General features: G+C 70.2%; 14 protein-coding genes. 9 read left to right on the plus strand and 5 right to left on the minus strand.

Going from position 1 to position 15,704, the window contains the following annotated elements:
• Nucleotides 1-44: 44 nt before the first annotated feature.
• From ispG to CSR00_RS16615, 4 genes are all read left to right on the plus strand, one after another.
• Nucleotides 45-1,196: a flavodoxin-dependent (E)-4-hydroxy-3-methylbut-2-enyl-diphosphate synthase gene (gene ispG / locus CSR00_RS16600; protein ID WP_099023519.1), complete on the plus strand. Its 1,152-nt coding sequence runs from the start codon at nucleotides 45-47 to the stop codon at nucleotides 1,194-1,196.
• Nucleotides 1,197-1,243: 47 nt separating this feature from the next.
• Nucleotides 1,244-2,098, plus strand: a complete 855-nt coding sequence (locus CSR00_RS16605) for a GNAT family N-acetyltransferase (protein ID WP_099023520.1) — start codon at nucleotides 1,244-1,246, stop codon at nucleotides 2,096-2,098.
• 205 nt (nucleotides 2,099-2,303) lie between these two features.
• Entirely contained in the window at nucleotides 2,304-4,121 is a 1,818-nt protein-coding gene (locus CSR00_RS16610) for a penicillin-binding transpeptidase domain-containing protein (protein ID WP_099023521.1), read from the plus strand.
• A 66-nt stretch (nucleotides 4,122-4,187) separates the two neighbouring features.
• The gene (locus CSR00_RS16615) at nucleotides 4,188-4,772 is read left to right on the plus strand and encodes a DUF1707 SHOCT-like domain-containing protein (RefSeq protein ID WP_099023522.1); all 585 of its coding nucleotides are present in this window, start codon (nucleotides 4,188-4,190) and stop codon (nucleotides 4,770-4,772) included.
• 21 nt (nucleotides 4,773-4,793) lie between these two features.
• Here CSR00_RS16615 and CSR00_RS16620 read toward each other — a convergent pair whose 3' ends face one another.
• Both CSR00_RS16620 and CSR00_RS16625 read right to left on the minus strand, forming a co-directional pair.
• Nucleotides 4,794-6,008 carry a sulfotransferase family protein gene (locus CSR00_RS16620; protein WP_099023523.1) on the minus strand — a complete coding sequence of 405 codons (1,215 nt, stop codon included), beginning with the start codon at nucleotides 6,006-6,008 and terminating at the stop codon, nucleotides 4,794-4,796.
• Nucleotides 6,005-7,063, minus strand: coding sequence for a DUF1214 domain-containing protein (locus CSR00_RS16625; protein WP_099023547.1), 1,059 nt, complete (start codon nucleotides 7,061-7,063; stop codon nucleotides 6,005-6,007). Before CSR00_RS16625 ends, CSR00_RS16620 begins: the two co-directional genes overlap by 4 nt.
• Before the next feature lie 201 nt (nucleotides 7,064-7,264).
• On the opposite strand from CSR00_RS16625, the gene CSR00_RS16630 reads away from it, so the two are divergent.
• Nucleotides 7,265-7,879 carry a TetR family transcriptional regulator gene (locus CSR00_RS16630; protein ID WP_099023524.1) on the plus strand — a complete coding sequence of 205 codons (615 nt, stop codon included), beginning with the start codon at nucleotides 7,265-7,267 and terminating at the stop codon, nucleotides 7,877-7,879.
• A gap of 55 nt (nucleotides 7,880-7,934) precedes the next feature.
• Here CSR00_RS16630 and CSR00_RS16635 read toward each other — a convergent pair whose 3' ends face one another.
• Nucleotides 7,935-8,318, minus strand: a complete 384-nt coding sequence (locus CSR00_RS16635) for a PaaI family thioesterase (RefSeq protein WP_407662461.1) — start codon at nucleotides 8,316-8,318, stop codon at nucleotides 7,935-7,937.
• A gap of 63 nt (nucleotides 8,319-8,381) precedes the next feature.
• Here CSR00_RS16635 and map point away from each other — a divergent pair, with 63 nt between their 5' ends.
• From map to CSR00_RS16655, 4 genes are read left to right on the plus strand one after another with little or no spacing between them, the layout of a single operon-like run.
• The gene (map, locus tag CSR00_RS16640) at nucleotides 8,382-9,239 is read left to right on the plus strand and encodes a type I methionyl aminopeptidase (protein ID WP_099023549.1); all 858 of its coding nucleotides are present in this window, start codon (nucleotides 8,382-8,384) and stop codon (nucleotides 9,237-9,239) included.
• Entirely contained in the window at nucleotides 9,239-10,762 is a 1,524-nt protein-coding gene (locus CSR00_RS16645; protein WP_099023525.1) for a cobyric acid synthase, read from the plus strand. The genes map and CSR00_RS16645 overlap by 1 nt, the downstream gene beginning before the upstream one ends.
• Nucleotides 10,759-11,442 (plus strand): hypothetical protein, encoded by a 684-nt coding sequence (locus CSR00_RS16650; RefSeq protein ID WP_099023526.1) that lies wholly within the window; start codon nucleotides 10,759-10,761, stop codon nucleotides 11,440-11,442. Before CSR00_RS16645 ends, CSR00_RS16650 begins: the two co-directional genes overlap by 4 nt.
• 52 nt (nucleotides 11,443-11,494) lie before the next feature.
• The gene (locus CSR00_RS16655) at nucleotides 11,495-12,049 is read left to right on the plus strand and encodes an alpha/beta fold hydrolase (protein WP_099023527.1); all 555 of its coding nucleotides are present in this window, start codon (nucleotides 11,495-11,497) and stop codon (nucleotides 12,047-12,049) included.
• Between the two features lie 28 nt (nucleotides 12,050-12,077).
• Here the strand turns inward: CSR00_RS16655 and ngg are convergent, their stop codons facing one another.
• Together ngg and CSR00_RS16665 are read right to left on the minus strand one after the other, a co-directional pair.
• Nucleotides 12,078-13,883, minus strand: a complete 1,806-nt coding sequence (gene ngg, locus CSR00_RS16660) for an N-acetylglutaminylglutamine synthetase (protein ID WP_099023528.1) — start codon at nucleotides 13,881-13,883, stop codon at nucleotides 12,078-12,080.
• Nucleotides 13,880-15,697: an N-acetylglutaminylglutamine amidotransferase gene (locus tag CSR00_RS16665; RefSeq protein WP_099023529.1), complete on the minus strand. Its 1,818-nt coding sequence runs from the start codon at nucleotides 15,695-15,697 to the stop codon at nucleotides 13,880-13,882. The genes ngg and CSR00_RS16665 overlap by 4 nt, the downstream gene beginning before the upstream one ends.
• Between the last annotated feature and the right edge of the window lie 7 nt (nucleotides 15,698-15,704).

Genomic DNA, 15,704 nt, shown 5'->3' on the forward strand with positions numbered 1-15,704 from the left:
GCGGGCCAGACCGTGCAGCAACACACGCGAACTTTGGAGATGAAGTGACCAGCATCGGCCTTGGGATGCCGGCACCGCCGGCGCCGACCCTGTCGCCGCGGCGCCAAACCCGTCAGCTGATGGTGCGTGACGTGGGTGTGGGCAGCGAACACCCGATCTCGGTGCAGTCGATGTGCACCACGAAGACCCACGACATCAACTCCACGCTGCAGCAGATCGCCGAGCTCACCGCCGCCGGCTGCGACATCGTACGGGTGGCGTGCCCGCGTCAGGAGGACGCCGACGCGCTGCCGGCGATCGCCGCGAAGTCGCAGATCCCCGTCATCGCCGACATCCACTTCCAGCCCAAGTACATCTTCGCGGCCATCGACGCCGGGTGTGCGGCGGTGCGGGTGAACCCCGGCAACATCAAGGAGTTCGACGGGCGGGTCAAGGAGGTCGCCAAGGCCGCCGGCGCCGCGGGTATTCCGATCCGGATCGGCGTCAACGCCGGTTCCTTGGACAAGCGTTTCCTGGAGAAGTACGGCAAGGCCACCCCGGAGGCGCTCGTCGAATCGGCGCTGTGGGAGGCCTCGCTGTTCGAGGAGCACGGATTCGGCGATATCAAGATCAGCGTCAAGCACAACGACCCGGTGATCATGGTCGCCGCCTATGAGCTGCTGGCGCAGAAGTGCGACTACCCGCTGCACCTGGGGGTCACCGAGGCCGGCCCCGCATTCCAGGGAACCGTGAAGTCGGCGGTGGCCTTCGGGGCGCTGCTGTCGCGCGGCATCGGCGACACCATCCGCGTCTCGCTGTCGGCCCCGCCGGTCGAGGAGGTCAAGGTCGGCGTGCAGATCCTCGAGTCGCTGAACCTGCGGCCACGGGGGCTGGAGATCGTCTCGTGCCCGTCGTGCGGACGCGCGCAGGTCGACGTCTACACGCTGGCCAACGCGGTATCCGCCGGGCTCGACGGCCTCGACGTGCCGCTGCGGGTGGCGGTGATGGGTTGCGTCGTCAACGGTCCGGGCGAGGCCCGCGAGGCCGACCTGGGCGTGGCCTCCGGCAACGGCAAGGGCCAGATCTTCGTCAAGGGCGAGGTCATCAAGACGGTGCCCGAGGCCCAAATTGTCGAGACCCTGATCGAAGAGGCCATGCGACTCGCCGAGGAACGCGACCCAGACGGCAGCGGTTCGCCTGTAGTGACCGTAAGCTGATGGGCGGAAGGCGGTAGTCGGAGACCGCCGTCGCAGAAAGAGTCCCCATGTCGGCGCCACCGCTGTTTCGCCTTGTCGACGAGCGACGGGTGTCGGTGGTGCGCGACGCGGCCGCGGTCGGACGGGTTCTCGACGACGACCCGGTGGGTTCGTGCATGGTGGCTGCGCGCGTGGCCGACCACGGGATCGACCCGCACGCCATCGGCGGCGAGTTGTGGACGCGCCGCCGGGCCGACGAGTCGTTGTGCTATGCGGGCGCCAACCTGGTCCCGTTGCGGGGCGCGGCCGCCGATCTGCACGCATTCGCCGACAAGGCCATGAGTTCACCGCGACGCTGCTCGTCGCTGGTGGGCCGGGCCGAGCTGGTGATGCCGATGTGGCAGCGCCTGGAAAGCGTGTGGGGCCCGGCGCGCGATGTGCGAGAGGACCAGCCGCTGCTGGCGCTGAGCACCATGCCGGTCTGCGCGATCGACCCGGCGGTACGGCCGGTGCGCATCGACGAACTCGACGCCTACCTGGTGGCCGCCATCGACATGTTCATCGGCGAGGTCGGCATCGACCCGCGCCTCGGTGACGGGGGGCGCGGTTATCGGCGCCGGGTGGCGGGCCTGATCGCCGCGGGCAGGGCGTGGGCGCGTTTCGAGCACGGCGAGGTGATCTTCAAGGCGGAGGTCGGTTCGCAGTCTCCGTCGGTCGGCCAGATCCAGGGCGTGTGGGTGCATCCCGAGCGCAGGGGCCTGGGCCTGGGTGCCGCGGGTACCGCGACGCTGGCCAGATCGGTGGTTGCGGGCGGCCGCATCGCCAGCCTGTACGTCAACAGCTACAACACCGTGGCCCGGGCGGCCTACGCGCGGGTGGGTTTCACCCAGGTGGGCACGTTCGCCACCGTGCTGCTGGACTGACGGGCGTCCCGGCACCCATCCCTGCCGTTCATTCGGTACCTGGAGCGAGTTTCCCGCCGATTCATCGCTCTGGTTACCGAGTGAATGCCGCCGGCCGGCGAGTGAATGCCAGGGGTGACCGGGCCAAGTGAATGCCGCGAGTTCGGTACGAGACATCGGTGTGCCTCAACCGTTATCAACGCCAACGGCTCTAACATCAGCCCCGATGGTTACTTGCGCCTCACTAGTCACACGAGTCACGGCGTTCGCCGCGGCTGCCCTGCTGACGGCGGCGCTGCCGGCCTGCACTCCCCGGCCCGACGGCCCGACCCCGACGGCCGAGCGGTTCTTCGCGGCACTGGCCGACGGTGACACGGCGGTGGCGGCCGATCTGTCCGACCGCCCCGAGGACGCCCGCATCGCGCTCAACGCGGCATGGTCGGGTCTGCAGGCCCGGCATCTGGACGCCCAGATCGTGGGGTCGCGCTACACCGAGGACACCGGCGCCGTCGACTATCGCTACACCTGGCATCTGCCCAAGAACCGGACCTGGAGCTACGACGGCCGGCTCAACATGATCCGGAACGACGGCAAGTGGGAAGTCCGTTGGACCGCAACGGGTCTGCACCCCAAGCTCGGTGAGAACCAGACCCTGGAGTTGCGCGCGGAGCCGCCGCGGCGGGCATCGGTCAACGAGCTGGGCGGTAGCGACATCCTGGTCCCCGGCAACCTCTACCACTACGAACTCGACGCGGCACGGGCCGGTCGCGCGCTGATGTCGACCTCGCGGGCCGTCGTCGACGCCCTGCGGCCGTTCGACGACACCCTCGACCCGCAACGGCTCGCCGAGCAGGCCAGCGCCCACAACGGGCCGATGAACCTGATCACCCTGCGCAAGGACGACAACGACAGGGTCGCCCCGGCGATCGCCGCCCTGCCCGGTGTGGTCGTCACCCCGCAGGCCGACCTGCTGCCCACCGACGACCACTTCGCGCCGGCCATCGTCAGCCAGGTCAAGAAGGCCGTCATCGACGAGCTCGACGGCGAGGCGGGTTGGCGCGTCGTCAGCGTCAACCAGAACGGCGTGGACGTCGCGGTCCTGCACGAGGTGGCACCCTCACCGGCGCCGTCGATCTCGGTGACGCTGGATCGGGCGGTTCAGGATGCCGCCCAGCGCGCCGTCGACGGGCAGGGGCGCAAGGCGATGCTGGTCGTCATCCGGCCCTCCGACGGGCACATCCTGGCCGTGGCGCAGAACGCCGCCGCCAACGCCGACGGTCCGGTCGCCACCACGGGTCTGTATCCCCCCGGGTCCACGTTCAAGATCGTCACCGCCAGCGCGGCGATCGACCGGAACATGGCCACCCCCAACACCCTGCTGGGCTGCCCGGGTTCAGCCGAGATCGGGCACCGGATCGTGCCGAACTACAACAAGTTCGACCTGGGCACCGTCCCGATGTCCAAGGCGTTCGCCAACTCGTGCAACACGACGTTCGCCGAACTCGCCAGCCGGATGCCGCCGCGCGCACTGACCGACACCGCCTCGCAGTTCGGCCTGGGGGCCGACTACATCGTCGACGGACTGCCCACAGTCACCGGATCGGTGCCGCCGACGGTGGATCTGGCCGAACGCACCGAGGACGGGTTCGGCCAGGGCAAGGTGCTGGCCAGCCCGTTCGGCATGGCGATGGCCGCGGCCACCGTGGCGGCCGGCAAGACCCCCGTACCCCAACTGATCGTGGGTCGGCCCACCGAGATCACCACCGGGGACACCCCGCCGGTCAACCCGGAGATGCTCGACGGCCTGCGGTCGATGATGCGGCTGGTGGTCACCAACGGCACGGCCAAGGACATCGCCGAGGCCGGTGACGTGCGCGGGAAGACCGGCGAGGCGGAGTTCCAGGGTGGCTCACACGCGTGGTTCGCCGGGTACCGCGGTGACATGGCCTTCGCCGCGCTGATCGTCGGCGGCGGCAGCTCCGAGTACGCGGTGCGGATGACCAAGCAGATGCTCGACAGCCTGCCCCCGGGCTACCTGACGTGAACAGTCGGTAGGTTGGCCTGTAGCTGCGTGGGCAGCTGGCCACCCGAGAAAGTGCGAGGAAGTCTCGTGACCGGCATCGACGATCACTCTCCGGCGCTGCGAATCTCCGACGCCGACCGCAACGGCACCCTGCGGCGCCTGCACAACGCCGTCGCTCTGGGGCTCATCGACATCGAGGAGTTCGAGGAGCGCTCGGCGCAGGTGTCCTCGGCGCGGATGCGCGCCGACCTGGACGTCCTCGTCGGCGACCTGCCCGGGCCGGGCGCCATCGTGACGTCGGGGACCGACCGGGTGGAACTGCGCGGAGTCCTCGGCTCGCTGAAGCGTCAGGGGGAGTGGACGGTGCCGACGCGGCTGGCGCTGGTCCGCCGCGTGGGCTCGGTCAACCTCGACCTCACCCGGGCACGCTTCGCCGGGCCGATCGTGGTGATCGAGCTCGACATGAAGTTCGGTTCACTGGAGCTGCGCCTGCCCGACGGGGCCAGCGCGTCGATCGACGATGTCGAGGTGATCGTCGGCAGCGCCGCCGATCACCGCGCCGATGCGCCGGCCGAGGGCCGCCCGCACGTGATCCTCACCGGCAAGATGGTCTGCGGCTCGGTGGACATCCGCGGCCCCAGGAAGTCGTGGCGGTTGCGCCGCGGCGGCTGAGCGGCCCGGCGGCACGGGCCGCTAGGGGATGTCCTCGCTGGGCACACCGTAGCGGTCCTGGTAGGCGCTGACCCGTTCGCGCACCTCGTCGGCGTCCAGGCCGGTGTCGGCCCAGCGGTACCCACCGCCCCCCGGGCCGGCGTGGGAACCGGAGGGGGAGCCGGGGTGGGCCGCCAGGTACGTCCGCATCCGCCGCTCGGTCTGCGGGGCCAGCTCGCGGCCCAGGCGGTCATAGATCGAGGCGACCGTGGCCAGCGGGTCGGCCATGAAATCGCCGTACAGCACGTCGGTCACCCGGCCGGGCGGCAGCGCGCCCGAGTCACGCAGCGCCATCTCGCGTTCCAGACCCACCAGGATCTCCTCGTAGGACTGGGCGGCGCATTCGGCGATCGAGGACTCCTCGGAGGCCAGCCGGCGCAGGTGATGGGTCAGCGCGGCGATCGAGGCGAGCACCCGAAGCGGGTCGCGGTGGGTCTGCACGATCAGGGCGTCGGGGTACTCGGCGGCCAGGGTGTCGAGCTGCCACAGGTGTGCCGGGGACTTCAGCAGCCACTGCCCGGGAACCCCGGACTGCAGGTGCTGCAGGAACTGGCGGTGAAACCGGTAGGCCGGACGATGATCGGCCTCGTAGAGCAGCCAACGGTAGTAGCGGGGCAGCCGGTACTGCACCGAGAAGATCATGGACGTGAACTCGCTGGCGAAGATCCGGACGCATTCCTGTCCGACCAGCGCGCCCATCGGATGCAGTGCCAGCAGCCCGGGCACGATCTGCTCGGACATCTCGATGGCTGCCTGGGTGGTGGCGATGCGGGGGTCGTCGCGGTAGGTCTCCGGCCGGGGCACGGGGCACGGGTTGTCGACTTCCCAGGTCAGCGGCGGGCGTAGGTCGGGATCCTGGGCCAGCAGGTCATAGAGGATGGTGGTGCCGGTGCGCGGCTGGCCGACGATGACGATGGGGCGGGTGACGGGTTCGCGAGCGATCGCCGGATGCGCATTGCGCCAGGCCACGACCTGCAGCCGGTTGACCAGGGCCCGGATCAGGTCGGCGTGGGCGATCTCGACACCGAGCGGGGACAGCCGGGCCCCACTCACCAGGTCATCGGTGAGCACCTGCAGGCCGTCGCGCCAGCTCTGGGCCCCGGCCTCCTCGCCACCGAAGTCGTCGCTGCCGGCGGTTTCGCAGGCCTGCTCCACGAGCCGGTCGGGATCGAAGCGCCGCGCGGTGCTCTGGGTCATCGCGCCGCCGCCTGCTCCAGCGACACCGTGACCGCGGGCGGGTGCGGGTTGTCCAGCCAGCGGATGACGACGAATCCGCGGTGGCGCCCGCCGGTGTCCAGCCAGTGCCCCAGCCCGCGGTCGCGATCGGAGACGGCGATGCGGACGCGGCCGTCGGCGCCCGGTTCGAGGGCGCGGTTGGTCACCGAGCTGTGCCGGACGGCCGGTTCCAGGCATTCGTGCCAGATGTTCTCCAGCGTCACGTTCCAGTAGCGGGTGGCCGGCGGGGTGATGTCCAGTACCAGCGTCTGCCCGGGAGCCAGCCGGAAGGTTCCGATCATGTACAGGTTGTCCGGAGTGGTCTCGGCGGAGCCCAGTTCGGCCGCCTCGGCCGTCATCAGGGTGTTGGGGGTCTCCAGCAGCTCCGGTCTGATCGTGCGGTGCAGGGTGGTCAGCTTCATCAGGGTCCAGGCCAGGGCGGAGAACTGGTCGGCCAGGTCCTCGTCGGTGAGCGGGGGAGCGGGGTCGGCCCCGGGCTGCACAGTGTCGGGCTGCACCGTGTCGAGGGCCTCGATGCTCAGCGTCGCCGGACACTCGGCGGCGGCGTCGCCGATGTACTCGCGGACCACGATGGAGGAGGCGTCGTCGGGGATCGGCACGAACTGCGCGCCGGCCAGCACCTCCGGGGGCGGCCGCCGGCCCGCCAGCACCAGATGGAACGCGCCGCCGTCCAGCGTCAGGTCGGAGTCGCTGAGGTAACCGGCCATTCGTCGCGGGGTCAGCCCGGTGCCGGCGAGCAGTTGCAGTCCCAGGTAGGCGGACGTGCCGCGGCTCCCGGTGATCCGGTAGCCCCGGTCGCCCCGGATCATCGCCAGGTAGTAGTTGCCGTCCGGGTTGGGGCCGCCGACCATCCGGTTCGGCGGGCACATGTCGAAGAAGCGGGGGTGGCAGGGGTCGGCCTCGACGGACAGCTGCGCGCACAGCGAGGAGACCCGCGCGATGACCCGCAGCCCCTCGAGTAGCTCGCGCTCGTTCTCGGCGTCGGCGGTGATGGTCGCGGTGACGTCGTCGAGCATGGACCGGACGAATCGCCAGGCGGCGGTGGCCTGCGGTGCGGTGTCGTCGCTCACCCCGTTGTCCTCTCTGGGGCCCACTCTGGAACCCACTTTGAGGCCCACTTTGAGGCCCACTTTGAAACTCCGAATGAGACATAGTCTCATTCGGTGGCGTCGTCTCATGCGGGATTCGGTGAATCGCGGTCGTGGCATAGTGGGCCGATGTCCGGGCCGGCCTCACCGAACGCGTCTCCGCACAGGTCACCGAACGTGCGGAAGCGGGCGGCAACCCGAGAGCGCATCGCCGACGCGTCGGTTGCGCTGGTCGGTGCCGAGGGGCTGACCGGTGCCACCGTCGACCGGATCGCCGAGGCCGCCGGTGTCGGCCGGGCCACCTTCTTCCGGTACTTCAGCTCCAAGGAGGACGCGGTCGCCGAGGGCATGACCCGGCACTGGCTGCGCCTGATCACCACCGCGCTCGCGGCCGCACCGCCGGAGCTGTCGGCCACCGAGGCCGTCCTGGCCGCGTTCGAGGACATGGCGGCCGGATTCTCCGGGATCGCCGACCAGATCCGGGATCTGGCCACGCTCACCCGCAGTTCCCCGGCGCTGGGTGCCTGGACACTACAGGTCTACGTGCGCTACGAGAACGCGATCGCCGGACTGATCGCGCCGCGGATCGCCGGGCTCGGCGCCGGCGATCCCCGGCCGCGGCTGATCGGTGCGCTGGCGATGGCGGCGGTGCGCGTCTCGCTCGACGACTGGCTGGTTCACGGCGGCGATCTGCCACGGCGGGTGCACACCGCGCTGGCGGCGATCTCGGTGACCGGCGCCTAGACGGTGTGGTCGAGCACGGTGTGGTCGAGCACGGTCTGGTCGAGCGCGGTGTGGTCTAGCGCGGTTCCAGGACGGCGAACGTCAGCGTCGCGCGGGCGGCCAGCCGGTCGCGGCCGACGTCGATGACGTCGACGGCGGTCACCATCAGCCGGCGGCCGGCGCGGACCACCGTGGCCGTCGCCCGTGCCGGACCGTCGAGGATCGGCGCCAGGTAGTGGATGTTCAGGTCGGCGGTGGTGACATCGCGATCCGGGCCGACGCGGTCGCCGCAGAGTTTGCCCGCGGCGATGTCGATCAGGGTGGCGACCAACCCGCCCTGCAGGGCCCCGCGGATGTTCGCCAGGTCGGGCCGGTTGTCCATCTCGACGACCAGACGCTCGTCGGACTGTTCCAGGTAGCGGAATCCCAGCTGGTCGAGGACGTGCGCGGTACGTGTCACCAGCAGTACGGTAGCAGTCCTCTCCCAATCGGAGATTTCGGTTCTCCCGACTACGCTGTAGTCATGCCAGTTCGCGCCGCCCTCAGTCCCGGTGTCGTCTCCGCGACGCTGCCGGTGCCCGCCGCCATCGAGCGCCCGGAGTACGCCTGGAAGTCGACGGTGAACGAGGGCAGCGAACCATGGGTGCAGACACCCGAGGTGATCGAGAAGATGCGGGTGGCCGGGCGCATCGCCGCCGGAGCGCTCGCCGAGGCGGGCAGGGCCGTGGCCCCCGGCGTCACCACCGACCACCTGGACCGGATCGCCCACGACTACATGGTCGACCACGGCGCCTACCCGTCCACGCTGGGCTACAAGGGGTTCCCGAAGTCCTGCTGCACCTCGCTCAACGAGGTCATCTGCCACGGCATCCCCGACTCGACGGTGATCGGGGACGGTGACATCGTCAACATCGACGTCACCGCCTACATCGACGGCGTGCACGGCGACACCAACGCCACCTTCCTGGCCGGCGACGTCTCCGAGGAACACCGGCTGCTCGTCGAACGCACCCACGAGGCCACCATGCGCGCGATCAAGGCGGTCAAGCCCGGACGCCAACTCTCGGTCGTCGGCCGGGTCATCGAGGCGTACGCGAACCGGTTCGGCTACAACGTCGTTCGCGATTTCACCGGACACGGGATCGGCACCACCTTCCACAACGGCCTGGTCGTCCTGCACTACGACCAGCCGAGCGTGACCACGGTCCTGGAACCCGGAATGACGTTCACCATCGAGCCGATGATCAATCTGGGATCGCTGGACTACCGGATCTGGGACGACGGCTGGACCGTGGCGACCCGGGACCTGAAGTGGACCGCGCAGTTCGAGCACACCTTGGTGGTCACCGACGAGGGCGCCGAGATCCTCACCACCGTCTGATGGATCCCCGCGGCGGGGCCCTGCTGGTGGCGGGTACCACCTCCGACGCCGGCAAGTCGATGGTGGTGGCGGGACTGTGCCGGGCGCTGCGCCGCAAGGGCATTCGGGTGGCGCCGTTCAAGGCGCAGAACATGAGCAACAACTCGGCCGTGACGGTCGACGGCGGGGAAATCGGTCGCGCGCAGGCGATGCAGGCGCGGGCGGCGGGGCTGGCGCCCAGTGTGCGGTTCAACCCGATCCTGCTGAAGCCCGGCAGTGACCGCTCCTCACAACTGGTCGTGCGCGGCGTCGTCGCCGGGACCGTGCGCGCCGGCGACTACTTCACCCACCGCGACCACCTCTCGCGGGTGGTCGCCGAGGACTTGTCCTCGCTGCGAAGCGAATTCGACGCGGTGATCTGTGAGGGGGCGGGTTCCCCGGCCGAAATCAACCTGCGGGCCACCGATCTGGCCAACATGGGCCTGGCCCGGGCGGCGGGCCTGCCGGTGATCGTGGTCGGCGACATCGACCGCGGCGGGCTGCTCGCCCACCTGTTCGGCACCCTGGCCGTGCTCGAACCCGAGGATCAGGCGCTGATCGCGGGCTTCGTGGTGAACAAGTTCCGCGGCGACCCCGGGTTGCTCAGCCCCGGACTGCAGCGCCTGGCGGAGCTGACCGGTCGGCCCACCTACGGGGTGCTGCCCTTCGCCGATGATCTGTGGCTTGACACCGAGGATTCGCTGTCGGTGGTCGCCAACCGCGTCATCGGAATACCCCGGCCGCCGCGGGGATCCCAGCGCCTGCGGGTGGCCGCGGTCAGGTTGCCACGGTTGTCCAATTCCACCGATGTCGAGGCGCTGGCCTGTGAACCCGGCGTACAGGTGCGCTGGGTCAGCGACCCGGCCGCGCTGGCCGACGCCGACGTCGTCGTCCTCCCCGGCTCCAAGGCCACCGTGTCGGACCTGGACTGGCTGCGCTCGCGGGGGCTGGCCGACGGGGTCGCCGAGCACGCCGCCGCGGGCGGGACCGTGCTCGGTGTGTGCGGGGGTTTCCAGATGCTGTGCCGGCGCATCGAGGATTCCGTGGAATCCCGCAGCGGTCGGGTCGACGGGCTGGGCCTGATCGACGCCGACATCGAGTTCGCCGAAGTCAAGACGCTGGCTCACCACGAGGATCCGTTGAGTGGCTATGAGATTCACCACGGCCAGGTGACTCGCTGTGAGGCCGAGGACTGGCTCGGCGTCGGCGTGCGCCGGGGCGGTGTCTTCGGCACCCACTGGCACGGCTTGTTGGACAACAACGCGGTGCGCAGGCGCTGGCTGACCGAGGCGGCCGCCGCCGCCGGCCTGCGCGACTTCGTCGTCGCCGACGACACCGACGTCCCGGCGGCCCGCGACGCCCAGATCGACCTGATGGCCGACCTGGTGACCGCGCACCTGGACCTGCGGGCCGTGCTCGGCCTTCTCGACGGCGGCGGTGCGCCGCCGCGACCGGTCATCGAGTCGAGAACGGTGTCGCGGCTGGTCGGTAATCTGGAGACATGATCCGGGGGCGACTGGCCGCGCTGGCGATCCTGGCGGTCGCCACCGTGGCCGCGGTGGTTCTGGTCGGGGGGTGCTCCACCACCGTCTCGGGCACCGCCACCTGGCCCGGGGCCACCCTGGACCGGGTGGCGCTGACGCAGGGTGATTTCCCGCCGGGCGTGCGCTACCAACGGATGGTCGAAGACCCCGACACCCCGGACGGCGCCGGCGGGCCGCCGCCGATGCTGTCGCGCCCGGCGGGCTGCAGCAACGCGCTGACCGAGGTGATCGCCCGTTCGGCCGAGCGTGGTCCGGGCAGCGCCCTGAAGTACAGCGTCTCCTACGACGGTGCGCGCATCGTGATGACGGTGCTGTCCTGGCACCTGGATCTGGACCGGCTGGCGGCCGAGGCGGCCCGCTGTGAGCATTTCATCACCTTCTTCGACCAGGGTTCGCCGGGCATTCCGATCACCACCACCAAGCTGCCCTCCGAGGACCAGGCGTTGACCTACCAGCAGACGATGGAGCTGTCGGGCAGCCGGAGCAGCATCGTCATGGCCTTCGCTAACGTCGGTTCGCTGGCGGTGTTCGGCATCGCGTTCCCCACCGAAGACTCCTCGATTCCGGTCAAAGGGACGCTGCCCCAGACATTCCTGGACGTCTTCGGTCAACAGACCCACCGGATGAGGTCCGAGCGCTGAAAACCCTCCCTGCCGCCGTGGGTTTGGGTAGCTTGTCAAAGTGCCCGCGACGATGATCCCCACCGTCGACGGATTCCCCATCCCGGTGGACATCGCCGGCCCGGAGAAGGGGCCCGTCGTTGTGCTGCTTGCTGCCGCCCAGTTGGCCGTGTCGGCCTACGAGCCGGTCTGCGCGAGACTGCACACCGCCTCACTGCGGACCGTCGTCGTCGCCTCCGATCCCCGGCTGAACGCCAAGTCGATCATCGGTGTGCTCGACACCGTCGGGGTGCGGTGGGCGACGCTGGTGGGGGACCGGGCGGGAGCGGAGACCGCCTGGGAGCTGGCGGCCACCCGGCTGGACCGCTTCACCGGGCTGATCGCCGTCGATCGGGGACACCCGTGTGTGCCCGACGGTTCGGGTGTCGCACGGATAAAGGACTGCCCGCCGGTCGAGCTGAACACCACCGTGCTGGTCAGTGGTGCCGCTGCACGCGCCGCCGCCCGGGCCAGTCAACGCTATGTGTACGCCGACTTCCGGTTGGTCGACCTGCTGGCCCGACGCAACGCCGCGGAGTCGACCGCCCAGCTGGCCGCGGAGATCGTGCTGCGCACCAGCACCTGGTAGACGGGCGCGCGCCGCCGCCGGCATCCGCCTACGTGGTCTCGGTGGCGTGCGCCTGCGCGTGCTCGGGTGTCCAGGGCTGCGGCAGACCCGGCTGGCCCGGAAAGAGGAAGTCGACGAAGGCCGCGGCCGTGGGCTGCGGCTCGTGGTTGGCCAGGCCGGGACGCTCGTTGGCCTCGACGAACACGTACTCGTCGCGGGTGATGTCGGGCACCAGCAGATCGATTCCGGTCACCGGAATGCCGATCGCCTCCGCGGCGGTGACCGCCACCCTGCACAGTTCGGGGTGCACATCGGCGGTGACATCGTGGATCGTGCCGCCCTGGTGGAGGTTCGCCGTGCGGCGCACCCGCAGTTTCTGCCCCTCGGGCAGGATGTCGTCCATCGTCCATCCGGCCTCGTGCACGGTGCCCTCGGTGACCGCGTCCATCGGGATGATCGACTCGCCGCCGGTGGCCGCGGAGCGGCGCCGGCTCTGCGCCTCGATGAGTTCCCGGATGGTGTGTTTGCCGGTGCCGACCACCTCGGCGGGCATCCGCAGCGCGGCGGCCACGACCTTGCCGTTGATCACCACCAACCGCAGATCGTCGCCCTCGGCCCGCTGTTCGATCAGCACCTCGGGGTAGTGCTCGCGGGCGCGCGCCAGGGCGGCGTCGAGCTCGTCGTCGCCGGAGATCCCGACGGTGATGCCCTTGCCCTGCTCCCCACGGGTGGGCTTGACCACGACATCGCCGACCTCGGCGAGGAAGTCGTGGTCGCCCTGATCGAAGGTGGCCAGTCGGCCGCGCGGCACCGTCACCCCGGCCTCGGTGACGATGCGCCGGGTCAGCCGCTTGTCGTCGCAGCGGGCCATTGCGACCGCGGAGGTGAACTCCGAGAGCGACTCCCGGGTGACCACCGACCGCCCGCCGTGCGAGAGCCGCATCTCCCCGGTCTCGGCGTCGAGCACCTCCACGCGGATGCCGCGCCGCGAGGCCTCGTCGGCGATGATCCTGGCGTAGGGGTTGAGGTCGTCGACCGTTTCGGGCACCGGGGTGAACAGCGGCTCGTTGATGGCGTTCTTGCGCTTGATCGCCAGCACCGGCACCCGCTGGAATCCCAGTTTCTCGTACAGGGCGATCGCCGCCGAGTTGTCGTGGGCCACCGAGAGATCCATGTAGGCCCGGCCGCGCGCGCGGAAGATCTCGGCCAGCGCATTGGTCAGCGCCGCGCCGACACCGGGCAGCCCGGCGCCCGGGTCGACCGCCAGTGTCCACAGGCTGGAGCCCTGCTCGGGATCGGCGAACAGGCGCTCGTGGTCGACGCCGGTGACGGTGCCGATCACGCTGTCGTCGTCGTCACGGGTGGCCACCAGGTAGTCGACGGCGGTGTTGTGCAGGTGGTTCTCCCAGATCACCTCGCTGGGGGCCGGAACCATGCCGCAACGCACGAACACGCGGTTGATGGCGTCGGCGTCGGCGACGCTGCGCAGCGGGCGCACGGTGATGCCGGGCGCCGGCGGCGGGGGCCGGTAGCTCTCGATGAACCGCATCCGGTAGGTGTGGCTGGGATCGATGAACAGCTCGTGGGGCGCCATCGCCACGAGCACATGGGATTCGCGGGCGTAGATACAGATGTCGCGCCGGCCCGGCGCCTCGCGGCGCAGGGTCTCGGCGAGCTCGACGGGATCGGCGAAGGTCTGCCCGAAGATCAGCCGGCCCCAGCCGAGTTCGAGCTCGACGTTCTTGGCCATCGCATCGACCATGGCCTGCGGTGAGGCGGCGTGCAGGCCCATCGTGATGGCCTCCGAGTTTGCGACGGAGTTCGCGACGATCTGCTCGTCGGGCTCCTCGCTCATGCCGCCGGCCCGGTGATTCCGTGCTTCTGCAGCCACAGCTCCAGCAGCGCCAGCTGCCAGAGTTCGTTGCCGCGCAGCGGGGTCAGCCTGCCGTTCGGGTCGGCCAGCAGCCGGTCCACCGCGTCGGGCCGGAACAGGTCGCGCTCCTTGGCCGCCGGCGAGAACAGCGCGTCGCGCACCATGTCCAGGTAGGGGCCCTCCAGGTGGGTCAGCGCCGGAACCGGGAAATACCCCTTGGGCCGGTCGATGACCTCGGACGGGATCACCTTCCGGGCGGCCTCCTTGAGCACACCCTTGCCGCCGTGGGCGGTCTTGAGGCCCGGCGGGCACGTGGCCGCCAGCTCGACCAGTTCGTGGTCGAGGAAGGGCACCCGGCCCTCCAGACCCCAGGCCATCGTCATGTTGTCGACACGCTTGACGGGGTCGTCGACCAGCATGACGGTGGTGTCCAGCCGCAACGCCCGGTCCACTCCGGTCTGCGCGCCCGGCGCGGCGAAATGCTCCCTGACGAACTGTGCGCTGGGGTCGGAGTCGGTGGCCCGCGCGGCATCGACCGCGGGGTTGATCAGGGCACCGACCCCGGCAGAGTCCCGGTCGAAGAAGGCCGCGCGGTAGGCCGCCAGCGATCCCTCCAGGGTGGCCGCATCGGGCTCGCCCATCGGGGGATACCAGTGGTAGCCGGCGAACACCTCATCGGCGCCCTGGCCGGACTGCACCACCTTGACGTGCTTGGCGACCTCCTCGGACAGCAGATAGAAGGCCACGCAGTCGTGGCTGACCATCGGCTCGCTCATCGCCCCGATGGCCCCGTCGAGCGCGGGAAGCATGCGCGCGGTGTCGATCCGGATCTGGTGGTGATCGGTGTTGAACCGCTCGGCCACCACGTCGGAGTAGACGAACTCGTCGCCGGCCACGCCGCCGACCGACTCGAAGCCGATGGAGAAGGTCTTGAGCCCGGTCTGGCCGGCCTCGGCCAGCAGACCCACGATCAGGCTGGAGTCCACTCCGCCGGACAGCAGGCACCCCACCGGGACGTCGGCCACCAGGCGCCGCTCCACGGCCAGCCGCAGCGCATCGAGCACCGCGTCCTCCCACTCGTTCTCCGACCAGTCGCTGCGGTCGTCGTGGCGGGTGAAGTCCGGGGTCCAGTACCGGGTGGTGGTGCGCCGGCCGTCGGGCTCGAAGGCGATCAGCGTGGCCGGCGGCACCTTGCGCACCCCGCGCAGGATGGTCAGTGGGGGCGGGACCACCGAGTGGAACGTCAGATAGTGGTTGAGTGCCAGCTGGTCGATGCGGGTGTCGACGCCGCCGCCGGCCAGCAGCGCCGGCAGCGAGGAGGCGAACCGGACGCGGCGGCTGTCCTCGGTGATGTACAGCGGCTTGATCCCGAGCCGGTCGCGGCCCAGGAGCACCCGACCGCTGTCCCGCTCGACGATGGCGAAGGCGAACATCCCCTGCAGGCGGTCGACGAAGCGGTCGCCCCAGCGGTGGTAGGCCTTGATCAGCACCTCGGTGTCGCTGTGCGAGAAGAACCGGTAACCCGCCTCGATCAACTCGGCACGCAGTTGCGGATAGTTGTAGATGCAGCCGTTCCAGGCGATGGACAGTCCCAGGTCGGCGTCGACCATGGGCTGTGAACCGGCTTCGGACAAATCGATGATTTTCAGGCGCCGGTGACCAAGCGCGACCCGTCCCTGCGACCAGACGCCGGCGGCGTCGGGACCGCGCGGCTCCATGACGGAGGCCATCGCCGCCACGGCGGCGATTTCAGGGACTCGGCCGTCGAGGCGGACCTCGCCGGTGGCTCCACACACGTGTTCG

Source organism: Mycolicibacterium palauense (assembly GCF_002592005.1).
Lineage (GTDB): Bacteria > Actinomycetota > Actinomycetes > Mycobacteriales > Mycobacteriaceae > Mycobacterium > Mycobacterium palauense.

Bases quoted from the DNA above. Each gene is read 5' to 3' on its own strand.
- CSR00_RS16620 (WP_099023523.1), bottom strand. From the start codon at position 6,008: ATGACCCAGAGCACCGCGCGGCGCTTCGATCCCGACCGGCTCGTGGAG.
- CSR00_RS16645 (WP_099023525.1), top strand. From the start codon at position 9,239: ATGGATCCCCGCGGCGGGGCCCTGCTGGTGGCGGGTACCACCTCCGAC.
- CSR00_RS16625 (WP_099023547.1), bottom strand. From the start codon at position 7,063: ATGCTCGACGACGTCACCGCGACCATCACCGCCGACGCCGAGAACGAG.
- map (WP_099023549.1), top strand. From the start codon at position 8,382: ATGCCAGTTCGCGCCGCCCTCAGTCCCGGTGTCGTCTCCGCGACGCTG.
- CSR00_RS16610 (WP_099023521.1), top strand. From the start codon at position 2,304: ATGGTTACTTGCGCCTCACTAGTCACACGAGTCACGGCGTTCGCCGCG.
- CSR00_RS16655 (WP_099023527.1), top strand. From the start codon at position 11,495: ATGATCCCCACCGTCGACGGATTCCCCATCCCGGTGGACATCGCCGGC.
- CSR00_RS16605 (WP_099023520.1), top strand. From the start codon at position 1,244: ATGTCGGCGCCACCGCTGTTTCGCCTTGTCGACGAGCGACGGGTGTCG.
- CSR00_RS16650 (WP_099023526.1), top strand. From the start codon at position 10,759: ATGATCCGGGGGCGACTGGCCGCGCTGGCGATCCTGGCGGTCGCCACC.
- ngg (WP_099023528.1), bottom strand. From the start codon at position 13,883: ATGAGCGAGGAGCCCGACGAGCAGATCGTCGCGAACTCCGTCGCAAAC.
- CSR00_RS16630 (WP_099023524.1), top strand. From the start codon at position 7,265: ATGTCCGGGCCGGCCTCACCGAACGCGTCTCCGCACAGGTCACCGAAC.